Below are 21,755 nucleotides of genomic sequence, written 5' to 3'. Positions count from 1 at the left end.
ATATTCAATTTAGCTTTTTATTTTTAAATATGAAAGTATGTTATATAATATTTTAATTATAAGAGATATAGAAATATTTTTATAATAAATTATAATTTGGAGGAGATTACATGAGAGAGGCATCGTATTTACAAGAACAACTTTATAAGCATAGGAATGCATTAAATCCTATTGCAGAAATTGGAAGAAAAGAGTATAAGACTTCAAAATATATAAGGGATTATCTTGATAAAATAGGAGTTGAATATGAAGTTTACTTAGAAACAGGAATAGTAGGTGTGATAGAAGGGAAAAGACCAAGAAAAGATATAGCTTTCAGAGCTGATATAGACGGTCTTCGTAGTGAAGAAGGTGTAAAACACTTATGTGGCCATGATGGACATGCTACTATATTGCTTGGATTAATTGAGTATTTAAATGATAATAAAGAAGATTTAAATGATAATGTTGTATTTATATTCCAACCAGCAGAAGAAGGGCCAGGTGGAGCAAAAGCATTGATAGATGCAGGTGTGCTTAGAAAATACAATGTTGATGAGATATATGGGCTTCATATATACCCAGAATTACCAGAAGGTTATGTAGGTACAAGAGAAGGATACTTCATGGCTCAAATAGGAGATATTGATATAGAAATAGTGTCTAAAAGTGGACATGGAGCTATGCCACAAAATGGAATTGATGGTATAGTTATAGCTTCAAACTTTATAAGTTCACTTCAAACTATAGTATCAAGAAATATAAGCCCAATAGACAATGCAGTGTTGACTATAGGTAGAATTGAAGGAGGGGCTAGAAGAAATATAATAGCTGAAAATATAAAGATGGAAGGGACTATTAGATGCTTTAGTCCAGAAGTGTATGAGAGAATGAAACTTAGAGTTAAAGAACTTGCTAGAGGCTTTGAATTGTCTTATAACTGTAAGGTAAATATAAATATTATGGATGATTATATAGCTGTTAAAAACGATAAAGACTTGTATAAAGAGTTTGTAGAAGCTGTTGGAAAGGATACGGCTATAGAATTAGACCCACTTATGATATCAGAAGATTTTTCTTACTATCAAAAAGAAGTTCCAGGGCTGTTCTTTATGTTGGGCTCAAGAAATGAGAAAAAAGGATTTGTAAATGGACTTCATAATATAAACTTCAACTTTGATGAAAAGATATGTGTGGATGCACTAAATGTCTATGCAAAATTATTAAAATATAAAAAAGCAATAGATTAAAATATGTTAAGCTTTGTAATGAATAAGTTGTAGATAGTCTGGATAAAAAGGTCAATTTTTTTGATAAGATTGTAAATAACTATGATAAGACTATAAATAATATGTTGAAATTATAAATAACACATACTTAGAAAGAATAATTTTAAAAAGTCATAAATTTAAAATACTTAAATTTGAAAACATATGAATTGATAAATACCCCTTACTTATTTGTATAAATTTCTTTTAATTGACAAAAATACAAATAAGAAGGGGTGATTTTTTTGAAAGAAAATATGAAAAGAGAAAAGAAGATAACTAATGGCAAGAATACTAAAATATTGACAAATGATGATATAATGAAATATGAGATAGCCTCAGAACTAGGTCTTATGGACAAAGTTGGAGAACGTGGATGGGCAGGGCTTACAGCTAAAGAAGCTGGAAGAATCGGAGGTATGCTTACATCACGTAAAAAGAGGCTAAGAAAGATTGTGGAGGGGCAGAATAAAAAGGATGAGTCAATATAGTGATTTTGCGTTTGTATATGATGAACTTATGAATGAAGTTGATTATGATGGATGGGTTAAATATATAGAAGATATAATAGATAATGAAGGTGTAAAAGTAAAAAATATATTGGAATTAGCATGTGGTACAGGTAATCTCACAATTCCATTAACTAAAAAGAGCTATGATATAGCTGGGATTGATATATCTGATGAAATGCTTAGTGTAGCAAGAGAAAAGGCAGAAAAAGAAGGCGTAGAGTTAGTTTTACTTCAACAAGACATATCAGAGCTTGACTTTGATATATCCGATTTGGACTGTGTGCTTTGTGCCTGTGATGGATTTAATTATATAACTTATGATGATGATTTAGAAAATGTATTTTCAAAAACATATGAATTATTAAAGAAAGATGGAATCTTTATATTTGATATAAGTTCATTTTATAAATTAGCCAATATATTAGGAAATAATATGTATGGAGAAAATAGAGAAGATATAGCTTATATGTGGCAAAATTACTTTGATGATGAAGAAAATTTGATTGAAATGGAACTGACATTTTTTATTAAAGATGAAGATGGAAAGTTTGAAAGATTTGAAGAAGTACATCAACAAAGGGCATATACTGAGGATGAAATAGTTGATATGCTTAAAGAATCTGGATTTAGTGATATAAAATCTTATGGAGATTTTACATTTGAAAAACCTAATGAAGAAAGTCAAAGGATATTCTTTGTATGTAAAAAATAAAGCTTTTCTTGTTATGTACAAAAAGAAGTGTTATTAATATAAAATATTATTGCTGGAGATATAAAATATTATTGATAAAGATATAAAATATTATTGACAGAGATATAAAATGTTATTGGTAAAAATAAAAGAGGCAAAGTTTTCTGTATTAAAAATTAAAGTAATTTAAAGTAGTAATATAGAAAAATAGTATGATTAACAAAGTGTGGAGGAATACAAATGAAAGATTATGTACTAAGAGCGACATCAGGAAATGGTCAAGTTAGAGCATTTGTTGCAACTACTAGAAATACAGTAGAAGAAGCTAGAAGATTACATGAAACTACAAAAGTAGCAACAGCAGCACTTGGCAGGACATTAACAGCAACATCTATAATGGGATTGATGATGAAAAATGACAGTGATAAATTGACTGTAATAATAAAAGGTGGTGGACCAATTGGAACTATCATCGCAACAGCAAATTCTAAGGGAATAGTAAAAGGCTATGTAGGAAATCCTCATGTAGAAGTTGAAGATTATCCAAATGGAAAGTTGAATGTTGCAGCAGCCGTGGGGACAGAAGGTGTTGTAAAAGTTATTAAAGACTTAGGTCTTAGAGAGCCATACAATGGAACTTATCCATTAGTAAGTGGAGAAATTGCAGAAGACTTTACTTACTACTTTGCAGTGTCAGAACAAACTCCATCAGTGGTAGCTTTAGGTGTTCTTACAAAAGAGGATGAAGTTGAGTTTGCTGGAGGATTTATAGTTCAATTAATGCCAGATGCAGAAGAAGAAACTATCGCAAAATTAGAAGAAAATGTAGCTAAATTACCTTCAATAACTAATATGTTAAAGGAAGGAAACTTACCAGAAGATATATTAAATAGAGTTTTAGATGGTTTGGAGCCTAAAGTACTTGATACTTGTGAAGTTGGATTTGAGTGTGAATGTTCAAAGGAAAGAGTAAAAACTGCGTTAGTGGCAATAGGGAAAAAATCTTTGGCTCAAATAATAGAAGAAGATAAACAGGCAGAAGTTGGATGTCAGTTCTGTAATGAGAAATATATGTATAGTGAAGAAGAATTGATTGAAATTTTAAAGGAAATGTAGACTATGAAAATAGTCGTATTTATATAGCAATTAAAGTATAATTTATCAAAAATAGATATATTTATATTAAAAATAAGCTTAATAAATTTTAAGAATTAAGAAGCTTTCTAGCTGTAATGTTTGCAACATTGCAGTTAGAAAGCTTTTTTATTTTATTATAGTTCGTATCAAAGATTGTATGAAACAATAAAATATTGTAAAATAATTTGTATATTTCAACCTATTTGCCACAAAGGTTTATAAGATATTTGAATTGATAAGAAGGAGAAAATTTTAAATATGGAAAATAAAACGAAGCACATAGGAATAAGTATATTAATATTATTAATGATATTTTTAATTGCAAAGAATTTTAATGGAAAACTTGAAATGCCTATTCCTGAAAGTAATAGTAGAAAATTTAAATCGGCAGCAGTATTTTATCCTCAACACCAAGATGATGAGGTCCTATGGGGAGGAAGTGCCATTATTGATGCTATAAAACAGTGTGGTGTTGATAATGTATATGTGGTACTAGTATCAGATGGTTCTGGGGTTAACGTTTTTAGGGCTAATACAAAGTTTAGAAATCTGACCAGAAAGCAAAAAGAAGAGCTTAGGAACAATGAATTTAAGTCAGCATTAAAAGAGCTTGGAGTAAAACCACAAAATATAATTATACTTGCTGATATAGACAAAAAAGAGGGGACACATTATAAGTTAATGGAAAAGACAATATTAGATTTTGAAAATAAATTTAAGGGTGATGTAACTCATATAGCTCATCATTATAAGTACGATGACCATATAATGCATAGAAAAAATGGGGAAGTTTTAAAGAAGCTTAAACGTGAACGTAAGATAAAAGATGACTTGTATTTTATAAAACCAAAATATGTAAAGTACATACCAAGAAATGAAAGAGCCATCTATAAAGCAATGAATTTTAATGACTATAGTAAGGTCAAAAGTGCGTGTTATGAATATAAGGTTGTAAATTCAAAACGAAAAATGTATGGTATAGGGTATATCTCAGCACATAGCTATTTTGAACATCTTTTGGATGACCCTGAATTTACATCTGTGTTAAGTGAAGATTAATTTTTAGTGATTATGAACTTTGTTTAGTTTTTTGTATTAATTCATATTAAATATAAGAATTGCTTGTAAAATAATTAAATATTAGAGTAATTAAATATTAAAACAATTAAACATAAAGTAACTAAACATTAAAGCAATTTAATATTAAAGTAATTTAATATTAAATTAATTGAACATAAAGCTATCTTAAAAATATTATTTACTAATGATAAAAAAGTATTTGAGAATAATAAAAATATATTATTATTAAACAAGGTTTAGTATCTCAGTTGTGATTTTAAAAATCATTTTGAGGTACTTTTTTTATCCTCTTAATAAATTTATATGGATTTTTTATATGAAATTTTAAACCCTACAGTATACAACCATGGGATAAGTTACGTGCTATAATTTGCTATAAAAACAATTTAGGAGGATACAGTATGAGTAATGAATTTATAGTTTTAAAAGGATGTAAGGAAAATAATCTAGATAATATTTCATTAAAAATACCAAAAAGAAAAATAACCATATTTACAGGTGTATCTGGTTCTGGAAAATCATCTATTGTTTTTGAAACAATTGCAAAAGAATCACAACGTCAATTAAACGAGAGATTTAGTACTTTTGTAAGAAGTTTTTTACCTAAATATGGAGAAGTTAAAGCTGATTGTATAGAAAATTTATCAACACCAATTATTATAGACCAAAGTAGACTTGGAGGTAATTCAAGGTCAACTTTAGGTACTATCAGGTTATTAAAGATATAAATGAGCCAGAAGCACAACCTCTAATTAAAGGGATACTAGAAAAACTAAATAACATCATAGATATAGGTCTAGGGTATTTAACTTTAGATAGGGAGACATCATCACTATCAGGTGGAGAATCTCAGCGTATAAAGATGGTAAAATATTTAAATAGTAACCTTGTAGATTTGATGTATATTTTTGATGAACCAAGTATAGGTCTTCATCCAAGAGATGTTTATAAATTAAATAATCTTCTAAGAAAATTACGTGATAAAGGAAATACAATTATAGTTGTTGAGCATGACCCAGACGTGATTAAAATTGCAGACCACATTGTAGATGTAGGTCCAAAAGCTGGGAGGTATGGTGGTAAAGTTGTATATGAAGGAAGTTATGAAAAGTTGCTTTCAAGTGGGACATTAACAGGAAATGCCTTAAATAAAGTTCTTTCTATTAAGGAAAATGTAAGAGAACATAGAGGATATTTAGAGGTTAAAAATTGTAATCAAAACAATTTAAAAAATATATCTATAAAGATACCTAAAGGTGTATTAACTTTAGTGACAGGAGTAGCAGGAGCTGGTAAGAGTACATTAATTAAACATGAATTTTTAAAGCAAAATACAAATGCTGTATTAATAGACCAAAGCTCTGTATCAGCTAATTCTAGGTCAAGCTTAGCAACATATAGTGGAATTATGAACGATATAAGAAACATTTTTGCAAAAGCAAATGGTATTAAAGCTTCTTTGTTTAGCTCAAACTCAGAAGGAGCTTGTGATAACTGTAAAGGGTCTGGAATAGTACACACAAATCTTGCATTTATGGAAAGTATAAAAAGTACTTGCAATATTTGTGAAGGGAAAAAATTTAAAAAAGAAGTTTTAGAATATAGATTTCAAGGGCAAAATATAATAGAACTTCTTGAAATGTCGGTTTCAGATGCGATTGAATTTTTTAGTTTAAAATAGATTAAAAAGAAATTACAGTGCATTGAAAAAATGGGAATCGGATACCTTACTTTAGGGCAAACTCTAGATACATTATCTGGAGGAGAGTGTCAAAGATTAAAACTTGCTAATGAATTAAATAAGGAAAGTTCAGTGTATATATTAGATGAGCCGACAACTGGGCTTCATATGGCTGACATTGAAAATTTTATAAATATAATTGAAGAGATTGTAGATAATGGAAATACAGTTATCATAATTGAACATAATATAGATGTAATTAAAAGAGCGGATTGGATTATCGATATGGGTCTTGAAGGAGGGACAAAAGGTGGCAAAGTAATCTTTGAAGGAACTCCAAAAGAATTGTCTAACAATAAAATATCACTAACAGCAAAATATATAGTATAATAAATAAAATACAATAAATATAGATGATATATGAGTAAATATAATGGGTATATAATATGATAGTTAAGTTTAACAATAATAAATAATATGATAAATATTCAAATTTAATTAAATATAGTGTCAGAAGTCCGTTTAAATAGTAAGTTTTTAACGGCTCTGACATTTTTTATTATTTTCATGAAGATTGACAAGGTGGGATTTTCTATTAGTTACTTTTTAGTGCCTACTTGAAAATTTGATATTATGACCTTAACATGTAATTTATGGAATAATTTATTTAGTGTGGTACGATGAGAGCTATCACTAAACTATAATTTTATAATTTGAATCTTATTAAGTAAAACTCATAAAAAGGAGTGGAAGTAATGCTAAACGATATGCTAACACTATTATCTGAAAGAAGTGATTTTTTTATAAAACTATCCATCGAACATTTGACAATTTCTATTATTTCTATAGTAATTGCAATTGTTTTAGGTGGTATAATTGGTATCGTTGTAAGTGAATTTCATAAGTCGTCTAAGCCAATATTGGGGACTATTAATTTTCTATACACCATACCATCTATTTCTATGTTGGGTTTTTTGATACCATTCTCTGGAATTGGAAATACTACAGCTGTTATTGCTCTTACTATATATGCATTATTACCTATGGTTAGAAATACATATACTGGAATTACTAATGTAGATAAAAATATTCTTGAAGCAGCGAAAGGTATGGGAAGTACAGACTTTCAGATACTATATAAAATAAAACTTCCGCTAGCCTTACCTGTTATTATGTCTGGTATTAGAAACATGGTTATTATGACAATTGCATTGACTGGTATTGCTTCATTTATAGGTGCTGGTGGTCTGGGTGTAGCTATATATAGAGGAATCACAACAAACAACACAGTAATGACAGTCACTGGAAGTATTCTTATTGCTCTATTGGCTTTGTTATTTGATTTTATTCTAGGATTAGTAGAAAGATTTTTACAAAGAAAAAGAAAAAAGAAAAATAGGAAAAAAGTATTTGCCATTCTAGGAAGTCTTATCCTTATAATAACTATCTTTACATCTTACTTCTTTAATTCTGCAAAGACTCAAACTATTCATATCGCTACAAAACCAATGACTGAACAATATATTCTTGGTGAAATGCTGGATATTTTAATTGAAAAAAATACAGATTTGAAAGTAGAAATCACACAAGGTGTAGGCGGAGGAACATCCAATATTCAGCCAGCTATGGGCAATGGAGAATTTGATATTTATCCAGAGTATACAGGGACAGGCTGGAATATGGTACTGAAGAAAAATGAACTATATACTGAAAATATGTTTGAGAAGTTACAATCTGAATATAAAACTAAACTTAAAATGCAGTGGACTGGTATGTATGGTTTTTCTAATAGTTATGCGTTGGCAGTTAGAAAAGAAATTGCAGATAAATATAAACTAAAGAATATTTCAGATTTAAGAGATATATCTTCTAAATTGACATTTGGTGCAGAGTATGATTTTTATGAAAGAGAAGATGGCTATACTCCACTATGTAATACCTATGACCTACACTTTAAAAACACAGTTGATTTAGATATTGGACTTAAATATCAGGCAATTAATGAGGGAAAAATTGATGTAATGCCTATATTTACAACTGACGGACAGTATAGTGTTTCAGATGTTGTAGTCTTAAATGATGATAAAAGCTTTTATCCATCTTATCAATGTGGAAATGTTATTCGTTCAGAGGTGTTAGAGGAACATCCAGAACTTTCAGCAGTATTCCAGATGGTTAAAAATATTTTAACTGATAAAGAAATGGCTAAATTGAATTATGATGTAGAAAATAATAATTTAGAGCCTAGAGAAGTTGCACGCGAGTTTTTGAACAAAAAGGGACTTTTATAATTGGAGGAAATATAATGACACCTATTATACAATTTAAAAATATTGAAAAACGATATAATGATAAAACAATCATAAATAATCTCAATTTAGATATAGAAAAAGGCGAATTTTTAACTGTTATTGGGTCATCTGGAAGTGGAAAAACAACACTTCTAAAAATGATTAATGGTCTGATTTTGCCAGACACGGGAGATATTTTAATTAACAAAACAGACATTAAAAATGAGGACTTAATTAAATTAAGAAGAAAAATAGGCTATTGTGTTCAGGGAAGTGTTCTTTTTCCTCATATGACTGTTGAAGAAAACATTTCATATGTGCCAAATCTCCTTAATCGAAAAAATAAGTCAGAGATAAAAAATGCTGTAGATAAATGGATGCAAATCGTGGGATTAGCAAATGATATGAAAACAAGATACCCATCTGAATTATCAGGTGGTCAGCAACAGCGTGTAGGGATTGCACGTGCTTTAGCTTCTTCACCAGAAATCTTATTGATGGATGAACCTTTTGGTGCTGTTGATGAAATTACACGAAAACAGCTACAAAAAGAGATAAAAGAAATTCATAAAAAAACAGGAATTACAATTATCTTTATTACACATGATATTTATGAAGCCTTGATTTTAGGTACAAAAACTTTGGTATTGAATCATGGAGTCATTCAACAATATGATACTCCTGAAAATATCTTAAATGCCCCTGCTAATCAATTTGTAGACCAATTACTGAATGTAAAAAAATCTATAACAAGCTATGATGATTTAAAAGAATAAAGTTAATCTAAAAATTAAATTATGATAATACTAAAAAGCTATTGACCTTGAGTTAACTTTAAGTCGTATACTAAAAATGTAAGAATAGTTAAGCAAGGCATAGGAGGTATTAAATATGGATATAGAAAAAGATTTAGGTACAGGAGCAGTTTTCCCTATTGGGGAAGAAAACAAAGCATTTGCACAGTATTTTACAGGAGAATGTTATTTAAATATGCTTACTACTACTGGTGTGGGAATCGGGAATGTGACTTTTGCTCCTTCTACAATTAATTCATGGCACATACATCATAAGGGTGGGCAGATTTTACTTGTAACTGGAGGTAGAGGATATTATCAAGAGTTTGGCAAACCAGCACAGGAATTGCATGCAGGTGATGTAGTTAATATACCACCAGATGTAAAGCACTGGCATGGAGCTGCACCAGATAGTTGGTTTCAGCATCTAGCTGTAGAAGTCCCAGCAGAGGGAGCTTTCAATGAATGGTTGGAGCCTGTATCTGATGAAGACTATGGCAAACTAAAATAAAACATTTATAAACTTATAAACAATAATGAGTGTATATTAGTTAAAATTACTAAATATACACTTTTTTTATTTTGAATTAATAAAAACTTAAGATAATAATAGTTTTTTAGAAAATAAAATTAGTATAATAAAATAGGGAACCCAATGATTTAATGTGTATAAAAAATATGGAGGAAATAAAATGGAAACTATAATGGTTGTAGAAGATGATATTATGCTTAATAATGGTATATGTTTTAACTTACAAAGTGATGGATTTCGAGTTGTACCAGCATATAATCTAGAAGAAGCTAAAGAAAAATTTGAGAAAGAAAAAATAGATTTAATGATATTAGATGTAAATCTTCCTGATGGAAATGGATTTGACCTGTGCAAAGAAATAAGAACTAGTTCAAAAGTAGGTATTCTGTTTTTGACAGCCTGTGATATGGAATCTGATATTGTAAATGGATTTAAGATAGGAGCAGATGATTACATAACAAAGCCATTTAGTATAAATATATTGCTACAAAGAATAAAAGCATTGCTTAGAAGATGTAATATTGAAATGCAAGAAGAGGTCTTATTTGAGGGAGAATTTGAATTTAATTTTGCTAATATGACTGTAAGTAGGAATGGCGAAAATATAATTCTTTCACCCATAGAATATAGAATCGTAAAGAAATTGGTACAACATAAAAATGAAATAGTCACAAGACAAGCATTGATAGATGCCATATGGGACAATGATAGTGAGTATATGGAAGAACATGCATTGACTGTAAATATAAATAGATTGAGAAAGAGAATAGACCAGAAGACATCTAAACATAAGTACATAAGGACTATTTATGGAATAGGGTATATGTGGGTTGGTGAACAAGATGAAAAATAATAAAAATTTAAGTAAGAACTATTACAAAAACATTTCTATTATATATTTCATAGTATCATGTCTATCCTTAATAATAATAAGAATGCAAACTAACAAAATTTTATATATGCATCCTGATTTAGCTGAATTTATTGTAAATATTAATTGTATAATTTTAATTTTTATATTTACTATGTTTTTCTTATCACTATTTTTTGTATATAAAATAAGAAAAGACATAGTTGAATTTAGTAGCAATATTATATATAACATAGATGAATTTATATCGGGTAATAAAAATATTCTCTTTGATTTAAATAAAGATACTTTAACTGCCAAAGTTCAAAATAAAATTAAATATATGATAGAGGTTATGGAAGTTAAAAATAGTAAGTATTCAGCGGAAAAAGAAAATATAAAAACTTTGATATCAGATATATCGCATCAAATAAAAATACCAATAGCTAATATATCTATGTATAATGAAACTCTAATGCATAAAGAATTAGATAGAAAGAATCAAGTATTGTTTTTAGAAAACATGCAAAGTCAGGTAAATAAATTGGACTGGTTAGGAAAAGCCCTTATAAAAATTTCTAGATTAGAAACTGGTATTATATCTTTGAATACGACTAAAAGTAGAATAAGTGATACTATTGCAAGCGCATTAAGTGGAGTGTTTTTAAAATTAGAAGAAAAAAATATAGTACTAGAAATTGATTTAGATGATAAAATTGAAGTTTGCCATGATAAAAAATGGACTAGTGAAGCTTTATTTAATATTATAGAAAATGCAGTAAAATATACCCATGAGGGAGGAAAAATAAGTATAAAGGTTGACAAAATGGATATATTCACTAAAATTATCATAAGTGATAATGGAATGGGTATAGATGAAAGTGAAATAAACAATATATTTAAAAGGTTCTATAGGAGTATAGAAGTTGGAAATATAGAAGGTATTGGAGTGGGATTGTACTTAGCAAGAGAAATTATAAATAAACAGAATGGATATATAAAAGTAGATTCTCAAAAGAATATTGGAACTACGTTTAATGTTTATATGAAAAATTAGACTCAGCATTTATTTAAAATTGAGGATTATAATATATAACTTGAAAATAAAATCAAAAATTCTTAGAAGTAGTGTATATAGTGTTTGTTAGATAACATCATATGCACTATTTTTAGTTTCACTTCAATAAATATCACAAAATATCTCAAAATTGTTATAATTCATATCTAAAATATAACAGTACTGTGAGGATTAGAGAGGTACTTACATGATAATATCTAAGTAAGGAATCAATAAGCATGAAATTTTAATATACAATTAGAAAATATATAAAATAAAGTAAGAGGGAGATATGATTATGAAAATACTGGAGACTAATAATTTAAAAAAATATTATGGTAAGGGTGAAAATATAGTAAAAGCTTTAGATGGAATAAATATAAGTATAAATAGAGGAGAATTTGTAGCTATAGTAGGGACATCAGGAAGTGGAAAGAGTACCTTGTTACATATGATAGGGGGACTTGATAGAGCAAGTGATGGAAAAGTAATTGTTGATAATAATGATATATTTGTTATGGATGATGAAGAACTTACAATATTTAGAAGACGTAATGTAGGATTTATATTTCAAAATTATAACTTAGTTCCAATACTAAATGTTTATGAAAATATAGTATTACCTATAGAACTTGATGGGTGCAAAATAGACACTAAATATATAGATGAAATAATAGACGTTTTAGGACTAAGTCAAAAAGTGGATGACCTTCCAAACAATCTATCAGGAGGACAGCAACAGAGAGTAGCTATTGCAAGAGCTTTAGCAACAAAACCATCAATAATACTAGCTGATGAACCAACAGGGAACCTAGATAGCAAAACAGAACAAGATGTGTTAGGGCTTCTAAAAGTTACTAGTAGTAAATTTAGCCAAACTATAATTATGATAACTCATAATGAACAAATTGCTCAAATGGCTGACAGAATTATAAGGATTGAGGATGGAAAAGTTGTAAATAGAGGTGAGAACAATGTTACAAAATAACAATAAGGAAATTATAAAAAAATTAAGTGATAGAAGTTTTAAAACGAATAAAATGAGAAATATAGTTTCAGTTCTTGCAATAGTGTTAACTACAGTTTTGTTTACCTCATTGTTTACAGTAGGATGTAGTATGTTGGAAGCTTTTAATAATTATCAAGCTATGGAATATGGGACAAAGAGCCATGTTCAATTTCAAGATTTAAGTAATAGACAGATTGACATTATAAGAAAAGATAGTTCAGTAGATAAAAACAGTATTGGAATAGTAAAAAATATAGCAAGTTTAAAAAATCCAGAGTTTTCAACGCAGGCAGTGAATTTAACTGTTTATGATAAAAAAAGCCTTGAAAGTGCTGTAAATGTAGAGATGATTGAAGGGAGTTTACCAAAAAATAATGATGAAATAGTCATGCCTACAAAGATATTAGATATGATAGATGTACCTCATAAAATAGGTGCTGAAGTAAAATTAATAATTCCAAAAACTGAAGATGGAGTACTAACTAATGAAAAAGAAACATTCAAATTTAAACTAGTTGGATATTTTGAATACAAAACAGCTATAGCAATACCTCTTCATGATGTATTTACAAGTGAAGCCTTCTATGATAATTACAAGAAAACACATGAGGTAGCTCCTACAAGTGTATCCTTCAATTTTTTTAATGATAAAGATTTGCAGTCTAAATTTGATAAATTAATTGAGAAAATCCAACCTTATTCAGGAAAAGCAACTATAAATCCCATATACTTAAGTAAACAAGCAACTACTTTCAAAGAAGTTGTTAAAAATGTATTGCCAATAATCTTAATTGTAATACTTATACTTTTAAGTGGATATTTATTAATATATAATATTTTTTATATTTCAGTTGTTAAAGATATAAAATATTATGGCTTATTAAAAACAATAGGGACATCACCGTATCAATTAAAAAAACTGATTATTAAACAAGCTAATAGATTATGTATAGTAGCTATACCAATAGGTTTAGTATTGGGATTTTTACTAGGGATGGTATTTGTTCCTCTGGTTGGTAAGTTTATGGAGGGATTAAATAAAACTGCATTTGAATATTTCAATCCGTTAATATTTGTATTTGCTGTTATATTTTCATATGTAACTGTTAGATTGTCATGCAGAAAACCTGCTAAGATTGTAAGTTCTGTATCTCCTATAGACGCTGTAAGATATAGTGATAAAAGTAATAGGATTAAACGTAAGTCTAAAAGTGGGAAACATGGTTCTAAAATTCATAAGATGGCATTTTCAAATATATTTAGAAATAGACGCAAAGCTATTCTAGTTTTAGTTTCTATGTCACTAAGTTGTATAATATTTTTGACTGTATCTGCAATTATAAGTAGTTCTAACCCAGAAAGAGCAGCTGAAGGTATGATGTTAGGGGATATAGAAATACGTCATGGGCTTGCAGATACTGCGAAATTTGAAGATAACGAAGTTGCTCCAATTGATGAAAATCTTATAAAAGATATTAAGAATCTTGATGGAGTGAGTAATGTAAGTAAGGTGTACAAGGATTTAAGTTATATAGTTTATGAAGGGGATTTAAAAGATGAAGTGTTGACTCAAAAAGTAGATGAAGAATATAAAAAGCAATTTCTTCAAGGCAGAGACCCAGAAGAAATTGCAGAAAATAATGGTTTTTTAGCTTCAGATACAGTTGGATTATCTTCAGGTAGATTATTAAGTAAACTATCAAAAAACAATAATATATATTCTCAAAAGAATTCTAAAATACTGTCAGGTTCTATAGATGAGAAAAAATTTGATGAAGGCGGATATGTAGTAATTAATGGACATGAAGGAAGTAAAATAAAAGCAGGAGATAAAATTAAGTTTAGATATTTAAAAGGAGATACTATAGGGGAAGGATATATAGATAAAGAGTTTAAAGTCATGGCAGTTTTTGATGGTGCACAAAATTTTAATATGGGAATGTACATTAATGAAAATGACTTTAAAAATATGGTTATAAAGCCATATGTAGAAAGTCTGGTAATTGATACAAATGGTGATGTGAAGTCTGTTGAAAATAAAATAAATAATTTGAATAAGAAATACAATAATCCATATACAAAAGTTTATTCAAAAAATATCTATATAGAAGAGGCAAGAGAGAGTCAAAAGGTTATAAAGATTGTAGGTATGAGTGCAGTGTTTATAATAGGATTAATTGGAGTACTAAACTTTATAAATACTATGATAACAAATATAATGTCTCGTAAACAAGAGTTTGCAATGATTGAGGCAGTAGGAATGACAAGAAAACAGCTTCAAAAAATGATAATGCTTGAAGGTTTTTATTATGGGGTGATAATAACTATTGTAAATCTTACTTTTGGAAGTATGGCAACATTTTTAGGATTTAATATTATGAAATTAAGATATTCTGTGTATGCTTATCCAGTAGGAGCACTTATAATAAGTATATTAATAGTATTTTTAATAACATCTATAGTGCCTTTAATAGTTTATCATAATGTTTCTAAGGATAGTATTGTTGAAAGAATTAGAGAAGCTGAATAAGTTTATATGTATAGAAAAAAGGGTTCTTATAGGTAAGAGCCCTTTTTAAATGTCAGTTTTGTTATAATGTTTTATTTTTTTAGTATATCACTTTTGCTTAATCCATTTGATTTACCTAGAGGAGTCCATTGGTGGTTAGCCATAAATTTATATGCAAATCTAGGAAAGTTAGGTGAGATAAAAATAGTATCTTTACTAGAAGTGTTACTATCTATGTTGTTACTAAGTATATTCTTTGATAGTTCTCCTAATAAAGTTTCTAAGCTTTTTTTTGGACCTTTACCTAAAGGAACAGATTTTAATGAACCTATCATTTCTCCAGCACCAATTCCGATTCCTTGAACCCATGTAAAGTTAGCCTTTTTACACCAATTTTCTATCATTTGAATTGCTAAGTGAGTTTGTTGTCCCTCATAGAATCCACAGTTAACTATTGCATATACTGGAATAGATTTTTTATTTTGTTTCTTTGCAAGTTCTTCACATTCCTCTAAAAAACTAATTAAATGAGAAGGAATACCATCTACATAAAGAGGAAATGCAATTATTAACCTATCACAATTAAGTATGGAATCAATAGCTTTAGGATACTTAGATACATTGTCTATTTTAAATGTGAAAATCTCATTATCTTTTTGTATAAGTTTTTCTACCTCAGATAAAAAGTATTGTGAATTATTTTCTTTTACTTTTGGACTTCCATTTATCATTACTATATTCATAAAGATTCACCTCTTACATCTTGTGGATTTTTAAAAAATGAAACAGAATGTTCCTTCATATTGAGATTTACAGCATTTGCACGTATTAGATTAGTAGCAGTATCTTTTTCAGCATCTGTAATATAATCTCCATAGAATAGAACCTTTAAATTTATCTGTTTTTCATATCTATTCTTATGATGCATTTCATTATTCTTCATTACAAAGTATGGAAGTACATAGCTTATACTTCTATCAAGTATATTTTTAATAAATGGGCTAAAGCCACCATAACAACATCTACTTAGTATAATAAGTTCATCAGAATCAGCTATCAATTTACCCATATTTCTGTAATAGTCTTTTATGACGCATGTAGTAGGTGTTTTAATCCAACAACCAAAGCAACCAATACACTTATGGATTTCTTCATTGTTTGAAAGTACTTTTATATTGTTATCAAGTTTAGGTAATAAATTATCTAAATCTTTTTCAGTTAAATCATGTATTAAAAGTCTCATAAATTTTACCCCCTTTATATTATGTAGGTTGACTTTTATAATTCTATCCTACAATTTTTTTAATAAATCATTACACCAATTAATTACAAAACTATAATAGTCAACTCCATAAATCATTGTGAAATACATACATGTGTATTGGTCAATACAACAATTTTGTTCCACCTCAGTTTTTTGTGCATCTAATTTATTTAAAAGTAATTCAACTTCAGCTATTAACATTTTTAAGTTTGTTTCAATTATTTCTTTAGGTAAGTACTCATAAAAAAATATGTTAACAAGGTGCTCATGCTTTGTTTTAGAAAATTTAATTGGTTTTTTTAACCATTCGAGAAAGTATGATTTCCCTATATCAGTTATAGAGTATAGTTTTTTTAATTTACCACCATCTATAACTTCACAATAGTAGATATAACCTTTTTCCTCTAATCTTTTAAGTGCAGGATAAATACTGCCAAAGCTAGCATCAAAAAAGTATGAAGTACTCGTTGACATTCTTTGTTTTAAATCATATCCACTTAATTCTTTTTCCATAAGAAATCCTAAAATAATGTATTCTAACATAGTGCCTCCTAGTATCGTTTATGTATATATTGTTTAGTTATATATCGAATTGATATATTAATTATTACAAATAATAGGTAGACTGTCAATATGTTTTTAAATTAAATTTTAAACAGAAATACAGATTATCTCTTAAACACTAGGTTTATTGTCAATATCTTAAGTTTTAAGAGTTGAATTTACTATTAATCTACAGCTTACGTAAGAGCTTTGATATGACAATATGATTAAAAGCATATAAATTATTTGAGTAATGCACAAAACCGCAGATTATATATAATTCACTAATTAGTGATATATAACCTGCGGTTTTTCTTCGTTGAATTTATAGCTAACACCCCAGACAGTCAATATATATTGCGAATTATCTGGGTCCAGCTCTATTTTTTTCTTAGATTTGTACGAATGACGATGTTAGATTGCTTTCAAATTTTCTAGTCAGTTAATCATAAAGATAAACTGAAACTTGTGAACTCCATGTTATGCCAATAATAGATTTACTCATTTGATAGCAAAAATAATTTTTTTGTAGTGCTGGCATTCCTAATTGTTACTTTGTTATTAACTGAAGAACTTGCAATTTTATACCACCTTGTTTTTGATAATGTAGCTCTTGGCGCAGACCAAAAAATCACATTCTTATAATAATCAACCTGTTCATATTCTGGTTTGGCTTCTCCAACAGCTTTATATACTTCTTCAATAGTGACAGGTGGAATAGGGAAGATAGCTTGATGTATCACTTCTTCATCAGAATTTATATCCCACCATTTGGGAGTGTTATCCAAAGCTTCTGAAAATTCTTTTAGTGAAATGATTACTATAGGGACATCTAACATAAATCTTTCTTCTATCATGGTTTTACATAGTCTACTTATTTCACTTTTATCGTTGTTTTCACTGGAAAAAAGAACATTTCCACTATTGATATAGGTGCTAACATTCAAAAATCCCATATCTTCAAATGCCTCCTTTAATAATGGCATTGACACTTTGTTTTTACCGCTAATGTTTATACCACGTAAAAGAGCAATATATTTTTCCAACCTAAAGAACCTCCATATATTATAAATAATCTTCGCTTACCTCCAATGCTTAAATACTACAATCTCAGCATCAGAACCATAACCGCTATACTCAGATACCATGAGATATTTTTCGTCAGCAATAATTCCATAATATCTGTCACTGTCTTTTTTGCAAAGCTGATTTCCAAAATAAATTTGTAAATTTTATTTTATCGAGTACGCCTTATCCACTTAGTGAGTATTTTACAGTGGATAGGCTTACATCTTTTTCACAGGTCTAATGTACTTAAAATACTGTTCTGGGTCATAATAAAAGTACATGATTCTTCCAGGGGTAATATCAGGACAGTAACCCTTACCAGTGTAATCAAAAGTTGCCATAGCCGTTTCAATCTTTTCTTCCACACTGCAATTTTCCTGTTCATAATTAAACGGACCATGTTCAAAGATAATATACTCAGCTTCGGGAATATCAACCATAAGCATTTGTGGTGGCAGTTCCCCTTTATAATCAAAAGGAAGTCGTACGCCCCAACACTCTGTACGAAGAATACCCCAATCGCAGAGCCTGCCGTCCGAATCGTTCATGTAAGCCATAATCTGACCGCTTCCGCAGTTAACTTCACTTCCACCATCATCGTCCAATTTACCCTTGATACTGTCGAGCAAACCACAAATTGTTTCGTGGTCCTGTTCTGGAATAAGGTTTTGCTTTCGCCAAAAATCCCAATACCCGTTACTCTCATTATTTTTAATGTACAAAAATTTGTGAGCAGGTATGGTTGCGAAATAAATCTTGACACCATCTGTTGATTTAATCATACCTATTTCTCCCAATCCTAAAAAGTAGCGGTCAAAAGGGGTTATTTTTGTACGAAGAACGACTGGCTTAGGATTTTTTCGATATTCACTTGGAGTTACACCATAAGTTCCTTTGAAAGCTCTGGTAAAAGCTTCATGCGATGAAAATCCAAAATCAAAAGCAATATCCAATAGACTTTTATCACTGTCCCGAACCTCTTTTAATGCAAAGGCTAATTTTCTATTCCGCAAGTAATCTCTAAACTGCATACCCGATATCTCTTTGAACTTTTTCGTTGTATAAAATTCAGAATATCCCAATTTGCGAGAAAGAAAGCGTAGCGTTAAGACTTCGCCATTGTAATTTTTAATACATTTGTCAATCTCGTCAATGATTATCTGAATTTGTTGTTGCCACTCATACATTTAACTATTCACCTCGTTTCAATCACCCTATATTCATTATAACGAAATAAAGAAGTTATGGCTTGATTTTACTTGCTGTCACTTGATTTTAATTCTATCCATTTACGTATTGTCTAATTTACAATATTACATTACATCGATATGATAGATTAAAAGTAGGTTTTAATTTGCCTTGGTGTTAATTTCAACTTTTAATAGTGAAAATGACCGAATAGCTGATAAAATGAAGCTATTTAGATATATAAGAAGATTTAAAGAGATAATCAAAAATTTATATAAAGTTTACAAAAACTCAACAGGAATTAGGAATTATGGACTATTGACAAAGTATAAATTTAGCAGTAAAATAATTGCATGAGCAAATAGATTATTGCGCTCGCAATTAAAATATAAATAACAATATAAGGAGAAAACATGAGAGAGCTATTAAAATGGGTTTCCATTATAAATAGATATAACACAAACTATATTGACAGAAAATTGGCTGATATTGGAATTAACAATAGCCAATATTTTTATGTATTACACATATGTAGCAATCCAGGTATTACACAGGATACTATATTTAAAAGAATTCTTGTAAATCCTAGTAACATAACAAGAGCTTTGGCAAACCTAGAAAAAGAAGGATTTATCACTAGAGAGCCAAGTGTTAAAGATAAAAGAACATGGCATTTGTATCCTACAGAAAAATCTTTGGCATGTTACGATGAAATAATAAAAATAACGAATGGGTATGTAGAAGAATTGTTAAGTTCATTTGAAAAAGAAGAGCAAGAGTTGTTCATGTCAATGTTAAAAAAGACTGCTTTTATAGCCATTGATATGAATGAAGAAGCAAAATTGGAGGCGAAGGAAGATGGAAGAAAAATATAAAGAACCATTGGAGTATGAGAAAGTTTCAAAATTATTGACTAAGTATGCAATACCCAGTATTATAGCGATGTTAGTAAGTGCCTTATATAACATTGTTGACCAAATTTTTATCGGGCAAGGTGTTGGGGTATTAGGTAATGCTGCTACAAATGTTACCTTTCCACTAACAACAATATGTACTGCAATTGCTTTATTGTTAGGTATTGGAGGAGCATCTAAGTGTTCATTAGAATTAGGAGCTAAAAATTCAGAAAAAGCTACAAAAGCAGCAGGAAATTCTATTTGCTTGATGGCTATATTTGGAATAAGTTTATTTATAATAGTATCAATATTTTTAACACCACTGTTAAAATTCTTTGGTTCCACATCAGAAATATTACCTTATGCACACACATATACAAAGATTACATCAATTGGATTGCCATTTCTTATAATGTCTACTGGAATGAGTAAGTTGATACTTGCTGATGGAAAACCAAAAGCTTCTATGTTTTGTATGTTGGTAGGAGCAGTTATCAACACCATTTTAAATCCACTATTCATATTTGTGCTTGATATGGGAATTGCTGGGTCTGCTTTAGCTACTGTTATTGGGCAACTTATATCTTTTGGAATTAGTGTTTATTATGTAATGAATTTTCAACATATTAAATTACATAAGAAGAGTTTTAAATTAGAGAGTATGATTTATAAACATATATTTGCACTAGGTTCAAGTTCATGTTTTAACCAATTAGCAATGACTGTAACACAAATAGTTATGAATAATACACTAGCATATTATGGAGCAATGTCAGTTTATGGAAGTGAGATTCCACTTGCTTGTGTTGGTATCATTATTAAAGTAAATATGATTTTTATATCTATAATTATTGGTATATCACAAGGAATGCAACCAATCATAGGATACAATTATGGGGCTGAAAAATATAATCGTGTAAAAGAAGCTTATAAGATGGCAGTAGGAAGTGCAACTGTTATATCTGTTATTGCATTCTTATGTTTCCAATTATTTCCACGACAAATTACATCTATATTTGGTAATGGGAACGAAACTTACTTTATATTTGCAGAACATTACTTTAGAACTTTCTTGTTATTAACATTTATAAATGGTGTTCAAATAGTATCATCAACTTTCTTTACATCAATTGGGAAATCAGTACTGGGACTTTTTACTTCTTTGACTCGTCAGATTCTGTTTTTAATTCCATTAATAGTGATTTTACCGATGTTTATGGGTATTGATGGAGTAATGTATGCAGGGCCAATAGCTGACGCCGCTGCTGCAATGGTATGTATATATTTTGCAGTTCATGAAATGAAAGCATTGACTATAAAGCAAAATAAAGTGGTGAGTAATCATAAGGAGATTGTAGAGGTATAAGATAATCTTCAATAGTTCTAGTAGTATAGTAAGCAAATTA

At 29.0% G+C, this 21,755-nt stretch carries 19 protein-coding genes and 1 pseudogene; 15 read left to right on the top strand and 5 right to left on the bottom strand.

What is annotated here, in order from left to right:
* Positions 1–110: 110 nt before the first annotated feature.
* The 13 genes and pseudogenes from KGF52_RS08005 (at position 111) to KGF52_RS07945 (ending at position 15,411) form a co-directional block, all read left to right on the top strand.
* Positions 111–1,229, top strand: a complete 1,119-nt coding sequence (locus tag KGF52_RS08005) for an N-acetyldiaminopimelate deacetylase (RefSeq protein WP_227828338.1) — start codon at positions 111–113, stop codon at positions 1,227–1,229.
* 275 nt (positions 1,230–1,504) lie between these two features.
* Positions 1,505–1,738: a small, acid-soluble spore protein, alpha/beta type gene (locus tag KGF52_RS08000; RefSeq protein WP_227433989.1), complete on the top strand. Its 234-nt coding sequence runs from the start codon at positions 1,505–1,507 to the stop codon at positions 1,736–1,738.
* Entirely contained in the window at positions 1,725–2,471 is a 747-nt protein-coding gene (locus KGF52_RS07995; protein ID WP_227828339.1) for a class I SAM-dependent methyltransferase, read from the top strand. Before KGF52_RS08000 ends, KGF52_RS07995 begins: the two co-directional genes overlap by 14 nt.
* Before the next feature lie 219 nt (positions 2,472–2,690).
* A complete protein-coding gene (hslO, locus tag KGF52_RS07990) occupies positions 2,691–3,566 on the top strand; it encodes an Hsp33 family molecular chaperone HslO (RefSeq protein WP_227433730.1) in 876 nt (291 codons plus the stop codon).
* Between the two features lie 279 nt (positions 3,567–3,845).
* Complete coding sequence (locus tag KGF52_RS07985) at positions 3,846–4,646, top strand: PIG-L family deacetylase (protein ID WP_227839739.1); 801 nt, start codon at positions 3,846–3,848, stop codon at positions 4,644–4,646.
* A 422-nt stretch (positions 4,647–5,068) separates the two neighbouring features.
* A pseudogene (locus tag KGF52_RS07980) lies at positions 5,069–6,738 on the top strand (ATP-binding cassette domain-containing protein).
* 365 nt (positions 6,739–7,103) lie between these two features.
* Positions 7,104–8,639 (top strand): glycine betaine ABC transporter substrate-binding protein, encoded by a 1,536-nt coding sequence (locus tag KGF52_RS07975; protein ID WP_227839738.1) that lies wholly within the window; start codon positions 7,104–7,106, stop codon positions 8,637–8,639.
* A 14-nt stretch (positions 8,640–8,653) separates the two neighbouring features.
* Positions 8,654–9,415, top strand: coding sequence for an ABC transporter ATP-binding protein (locus KGF52_RS07970; RefSeq protein WP_227839737.1), 762 nt, complete (start codon positions 8,654–8,656; stop codon positions 9,413–9,415).
* 115 nt (positions 9,416–9,530) lie between these two features.
* Positions 9,531–9,944, top strand: coding sequence for a cupin domain-containing protein (locus tag KGF52_RS07965; RefSeq protein ID WP_227839736.1), 414 nt, complete (start codon positions 9,531–9,533; stop codon positions 9,942–9,944).
* 181 nt (positions 9,945–10,125) lie between these two features.
* On the top strand, positions 10,126–10,818 hold the full coding sequence (locus KGF52_RS07960; RefSeq protein WP_227839735.1) for a response regulator transcription factor: 693 nt from the start codon (positions 10,126–10,128) through the stop codon (positions 10,816–10,818).
* Positions 10,808–11,872 carry a sensor histidine kinase gene (locus KGF52_RS07955; RefSeq protein WP_227839734.1) on the top strand — a complete coding sequence of 355 codons (1,065 nt, stop codon included), beginning with the start codon at positions 10,808–10,810 and terminating at the stop codon, positions 11,870–11,872. The genes KGF52_RS07960 and KGF52_RS07955 overlap by 11 nt, the downstream gene beginning before the upstream one ends.
* Before the next feature lie 298 nt (positions 11,873–12,170).
* Positions 12,171–12,860 (top strand): ABC transporter ATP-binding protein, encoded by a 690-nt coding sequence (locus KGF52_RS07950; RefSeq protein WP_227828346.1) that lies wholly within the window; start codon positions 12,171–12,173, stop codon positions 12,858–12,860.
* Positions 12,847–15,411, top strand: a complete 2,565-nt coding sequence (locus KGF52_RS07945; protein WP_227839733.1) for an ABC transporter permease — start codon at positions 12,847–12,849, stop codon at positions 15,409–15,411. Before KGF52_RS07950 ends, KGF52_RS07945 begins: the two co-directional genes overlap by 14 nt.
* Before the next feature lie 71 nt (positions 15,412–15,482).
* Here the strand turns inward: KGF52_RS07945 and KGF52_RS07940 are convergent, their stop codons facing one another.
* From KGF52_RS07940 to KGF52_RS07920, 5 genes are all read right to left on the bottom strand, one after another.
* Positions 15,483–16,133: a hypothetical protein gene (locus KGF52_RS07940; RefSeq protein ID WP_227828348.1), complete on the bottom strand. Its 651-nt coding sequence runs from the start codon at positions 16,131–16,133 to the stop codon at positions 15,483–15,485.
* Positions 16,130–16,633 (bottom strand): flavodoxin family protein, encoded by a 504-nt coding sequence (locus KGF52_RS07935; RefSeq protein ID WP_227839732.1) that lies wholly within the window; start codon positions 16,631–16,633, stop codon positions 16,130–16,132. The genes KGF52_RS07940 and KGF52_RS07935 overlap by 4 nt, the downstream gene beginning before the upstream one ends.
* Before the next feature lie 48 nt (positions 16,634–16,681).
* Positions 16,682–17,197 carry a PadR family transcriptional regulator gene (locus tag KGF52_RS07930; RefSeq protein ID WP_227839731.1) on the bottom strand — a complete coding sequence of 172 codons (516 nt, stop codon included), beginning with the start codon at positions 17,195–17,197 and terminating at the stop codon, positions 16,682–16,684.
* A 497-nt stretch (positions 17,198–17,694) separates the two neighbouring features.
* Positions 17,695–18,243 (bottom strand): DUF1697 domain-containing protein, encoded by a 549-nt coding sequence (locus tag KGF52_RS07925; RefSeq protein WP_227839730.1) that lies wholly within the window; start codon positions 18,241–18,243, stop codon positions 17,695–17,697.
* A gap of 240 nt (positions 18,244–18,483) precedes the next feature.
* Complete coding sequence (locus KGF52_RS07920; protein ID WP_227839729.1) at positions 18,484–19,452, bottom strand: helix-turn-helix transcriptional regulator; 969 nt, start codon at positions 19,450–19,452, stop codon at positions 18,484–18,486.
* Between the two features lie 414 nt (positions 19,453–19,866).
* On the opposite strand from KGF52_RS07920, the gene KGF52_RS07915 reads away from it, so the two are divergent.
* Positions 19,867–20,328, top strand: coding sequence for a MarR family winged helix-turn-helix transcriptional regulator (locus KGF52_RS07915; RefSeq protein WP_227828354.1), 462 nt, complete (start codon positions 19,867–19,869; stop codon positions 20,326–20,328).
* Positions 20,312–21,715 carry an MATE family efflux transporter gene (locus KGF52_RS07910; RefSeq protein WP_227839728.1) on the top strand — a complete coding sequence of 468 codons (1,404 nt, stop codon included), beginning with the start codon at positions 20,312–20,314 and terminating at the stop codon, positions 21,713–21,715. The genes KGF52_RS07915 and KGF52_RS07910 overlap by 17 nt, the downstream gene beginning before the upstream one ends.
* Positions 21,716–21,755: the final 40 nt, after the last annotated feature.

It is taken from the genome of Clostridioides sp. ZZV15-6597 (assembly GCF_020657815.1).
GTDB lineage: Bacteria > Bacillota > Clostridia > Peptostreptococcales > Peptostreptococcaceae > Clostridioides.
Note: the sequence above shows the minus strand (reverse complement) of the source record. Positions and strands in the feature narration are given on the sequence as shown.